The organism is Candidatus Binataceae bacterium (assembly GCA_035500095.1).
In the GTDB taxonomy this organism is placed as follows: Bacteria; Desulfobacterota; Binatia; order Binatales; family Binataceae; genus JAKAVN01.
Genome location: DATJXN010000028.1, coordinates 1 through 4,213 on the forward strand (window position 1 = coordinate 1; position 4,213 = coordinate 4,213).

The 4,213-nt window shown below is 65.6% G+C and carries 2 protein-coding genes; both read left to right on the forward strand.

Features of this window, described 5'->3' with window-relative positions; all coding sequences use genetic code 11:
- Positions 1–428 precede the first annotated feature (428 nt).
- Entirely contained in the window at positions 429–3,794 is a 3,366-nt protein-coding gene (locus VMI09_03880; protein ID HTQ23809.1) for a hypothetical protein, read from the forward strand.
- Between the two features lie 59 nt (positions 3,795–3,853).
- The gene (locus VMI09_03885; protein HTQ23810.1) at positions 3,854–4,144 is read left to right on the forward strand and encodes a hypothetical protein; all 291 of its coding nucleotides are present in this window, start codon (positions 3,854–3,856) and stop codon (positions 4,142–4,144) included.
- The last annotated feature ends 69 nt before the right edge of the window (positions 4,145–4,213 follow it).

Genomic DNA, 4,213 nt, shown 5'->3' on the forward strand with positions numbered 1-4,213 from the left:
CCATGGCCGCCGCGTCGGAGACGGTGTGCACGGCGAAGCCCTGCTCGCTGAGATACCTTTGGAGCAGGTCGCGCAGGCGCAAATCGTCGTCGACGACCAGGATTCTTGTCTTGGGCTCGGTCATCGGCGTATCGTAACCCGGCGGTTACCGCGGTTGCAGGGCGTGCGTAACGGCGCATTGCTGGGGCAGGCGAGGAAACAAGTTGTTACAAGCGCGATCACGTAGGGGGAAGCCGATTTATCGAGTTGTGAGAACCGGAATCGCCTTGCTTGCTCTGGTTCCGCTCGTAGCCATAGGCCAGTGGGGACCTGACGGCAGGCCCATTCCTAATCCCTTTCGAAAGCCCTCGCCACTGGACGAGTCGCCGATGCGCGGGCCGCAGTCGCCCGACCCGCTCGATCGGGCCTTTCCCCAGGGAAAGCCCAGAGTGTCTTCGCCGTGGCTGGATGCGGAGGCTCGAAACTTCACCGAACTGCTCAAGGCGGGCAAGTACGATCTTATGGTGGGCCCGGTTCGCACCGAGGGCTACGCGCTGGACCGTATTTCACGCTCCCTGATTCTCGCGGAGGTTACGAAAGAGCTGGCGGCGCGCAAGCTCCGCGTCCCGAATCCGGTCGCGCTGTCCAGAGCGATGGGCGAGAGCCGGCGCAGATTCGAGCGCGGGGAGTACCTCACCATGGCGCGATCGCTGGGCATCCAGAAGGTCGTGGTTGTCGGTGTCGCGCATGACCGCCGGGGCCACGTCAACGCGTCGGTCGGCGTACTTGACGCGAGGAGTCTGGGTTCGCAGTTGAACTCCAGACCGCTCGCCGAAATCAGCTTGGTTGCTACGGCGCATCCTTCGATCGTCGGCGAGGCGATCGCACCCGCGGTACTCGAGGCGCTCGGGCTCGCCGGCAAGGCTCCCGCACGGCCAAAGAGCGCCTCAGCCGCGCGGAAACCGAGGTTCCCTGCTTCGCCAGCCCAGGCCTTGGCTATCAAGCCCGCCGATGCGACGGGTCGCGCAAGTGCATTGCAACTCATCGCCAGCCTCGCTCCGATGTGGCCTGGGCGCCCGCGCGAACGCCTGTTTGAACAAGCGTTACTCGCCGCTCGCGCACTGCCACCCGGCCAGCCTTACGCCGCACTCTTCATTGCACGCGCCTGGTATCACCTCGATGCCCGCGTGTCGGCTCTCGCCGCGCTGGCGGATTCCGGCGCGCCTGAGGCGCTCGCCTACCGTGAGTTCCTGAACGGTAATCTCCCGGAATTCCAGAAGGCACTGGTCGCGGTCAAGGATGAATTGCCGAGGTTGCTGCTCGAAATCGATCTCAAGACGCTTCAGACCGCGTACCGGCGACTTGAAGCGCGCGAATCGACGCCATTCTTCGACGCCTTTGCCGACCGGTATCCGGAATGGGCCCCTTTGGTCGGGCGTGCGCTGCAAGATCTTGATTTCTTCACGACGAAGGCGGACCTCGCCCTGCCCAAGCGCATGCTCGATCGCGACTTCGGGCTTCCCGGCGAGAACCTCGACGACCAGATGGCAGGGATGCGGCTCACGGGGCAAGTGACGGACGAGGTCGCACTGGTGAAACTGGCTCTTCATCACATCGCACGCGCCCGCCGCGAGCACCGTGCGGGGGCGACATGCTTCACGACATCGGAACCGTGCCTGGCCGGCGCCTACCTCGATCTCCTCGAGGCAATTGCGGTTTCGAATGCCATCCAGGAACTCCAGAGGCTCGTGGAAATGCAGGCGTTGCCGGCGCGAGCGCGCCAGCTGGCCTCGGCTCTGAAACCGGAGTTGGAGGGCCATCCTGCGATTCTCGCCTTGGAAGCCGCGGCCGAATTGGGGATCGCCAATCAGATGCCTGCTTCGCAAAGGGAGGCGGCGCATGCGGAGGTTGTGCGCCTGGCGCAGGCCGCGGCGCTGCTCGAGCAGGGGCAGAGTCTCACCAGCTGGAAGGCGCTCGTGCAGCTCGGCGTTCCCTCGCCCTACTCGGCGCCGTTCGTGAAAGCGTACCGCTTCGACTTGCCGGTGCGCTTCTACTGGTTCGCGGGGCCGGACTACGGAGACGCCGGCGAGCCGGTGGATCTCGTTGAATATCTCGACCTCCTGCATCGCCAGCTCGCCGCCTCCGCCATGAATCTCAGCGCCGCCAAGTTCCTCCTGGAGTACGAGGAGGGTAAGTCGGAGCTTCGTACCCTGCTGGATGCGCGGTTCAAGGGGAGCCCGGATCGCGCGCAATTCGCCGAGGCGCTGGGGACATCGCCCGAGGAGCGCAGGCAGCTCTCGGATGCGCAGCTTCGCGAGCGGCCCGACCGCTGGGACTACTACGCCGAGCGGGGAAAGCGATTGATGGACGAGAAGGGCGACTACAAGGCTGCGGCGGATGCTTACGCGAAATATCCTGGTTTCATCGACCCCTCTCGCTACGAGCCCGTCGAGCTGAGCAATCAAGCGTATGCAGTGGGCAGTGGCTTCTTCTGGCAAGGCCGGCCGGAAGAGGCGCGCCGATTCTATGATATCGCCTCCAAGCTGAATACCGGGTCGGCGGCGTCCCTCGCGAGCGCGCAGCGCTTGGCACAACTGGACAAGCGCTACGCGGCTGTCCTCGAGGCGGCGCGCGACAGGGGCCAGCGTTACCATGACCCTTATGCGTGGCGGGATTTCCTATCCTGGCTGTTCGTGCTCGGCCTGGGAGATCAGGCGTGGCAAGGGTTCAATCAGCTGCAGGGAGGATTCGACAATCCCCAGGTATGGCTCGCCGCCGACGTGGGGCTTCGGATGAAGGGTGGCGATTGGGAAAGCCAGAAGCGCTGGCTTCTGACCGAGCCCTACAAGTCGTCGCAGGCGATGGGGACTGTGCGGGGCATGCGTCTTGCCTTGATGCTCGCCGTGATCGATCGGGCGCCCCCGCAGGATCTCGTGAGCACGCTGCGCGAGCTGGCCGGTCCGCCCAACACGAGGGTCGAGAAGTTCGTCGTGGAGCGCACTCCGGCGCGCGGCTCGCAGACTATCGGTTATCCGAGGTCCGCCTTCCGGGCGAACGACCGGCCTGCGGTGCGCGAGGGGACCCTCGTCGATTCCGAGTTCGTCCTCTTTGCCGAGGCGTACGTGGACCTTCGACGCGGCCGCTTCAAGGCAGCGGTCGAGCGCTTCGACCGGATGGCGCAGTTCTATCCGATCGAGGGTGCCCCGATGCACGGCTTTCCCGCGTTCGCGCTCCCTTACTTCGCATGGGCGAGCGCAAAGGTCGGTGACCCCTTGAGCCTTGAGGCGTTTGTACGCGGGGCACCGGGCTCCCTTCCGCGCGGGTTCGATCATGCGCTTGCACTCGCGTTCTTCGCCGGTCTGCGCGGCGAGCACGAGGCCGCGGAGAATGACCTGAAATTTGCCTTCCGCCATCGCCCATTTACCGACATGCGCCCGATCTTCACCGAGTATCAGTGGGCGGAGGCGTGCGAGTGGCTCTATGCCGCCACGGGCCGGAAGGAATACTTGGACCTCGCGCTCGACTGGGCGCACCGCTATCAGCGCGTGATGCCGGTCAGCGCATGGGCGTACGCGTTCGAGGCGAAGTATGCGACCGACGAGCAGCAGCGGCTGCGAGCGACCGGCATCGCGCAATACCTGGATCCCAGGTCCGAGCGGCTCGCGGCGGTCCCCGCAGGGTTCCGCAAGCGCGCGTCGCAGTGGTTCGATGCGAACAATCCGTTCAAGGCTCCCGGCCGCGAAAAGGGCGATCAAGCGAGGGCGCGACAGGGCCCTCGAAACACCTTGTTACAAACGTCGGCGCGAGCGTCGTAAATGCCTTACAAAAACGGCCTACTATTAGCTCCGGTTGTTCCAGACTTCGAGGAAAGAGCATGCGACGGGAGGGGCGGATCGCAAAGACGCTGGTCGCCTTGGGCGGGGCGACCCTGCTCGCCCTCGCTCCGCTCTGCTCCCCGGCCCAGCACGCCCAGGGCGGCGGCCGTCAGGCCGGACCCGGCCGTCCCTCGGCCCCGCAGCAGGCGCCGGCGCGCGACATGAGATGGCAGCAGCGTGACGCGAACCGCGATGCGCGCATGACTCCCGAGCAGCGTCGCCAGCTGCGCCGCGACGTGGTCGACCACGGACGCGATATCTACAGCAGGCCGAAGCCGAACCAGCACTAGATCGCGGAGGCGATCGCCTTGCCGACCTCGCTGGTCGAGGCCGTGCCCCCGATGTCGCGCGTGCGCGGC

Coding starts and splice junctions, on each gene's coding strand:
- VMI09_03885 (HTQ23810.1), top strand. CDS start 3,854: ATGCGACGGGAGGGGCGGATCGCAAAGACGCTGGTCGCCTTGGGCGGG.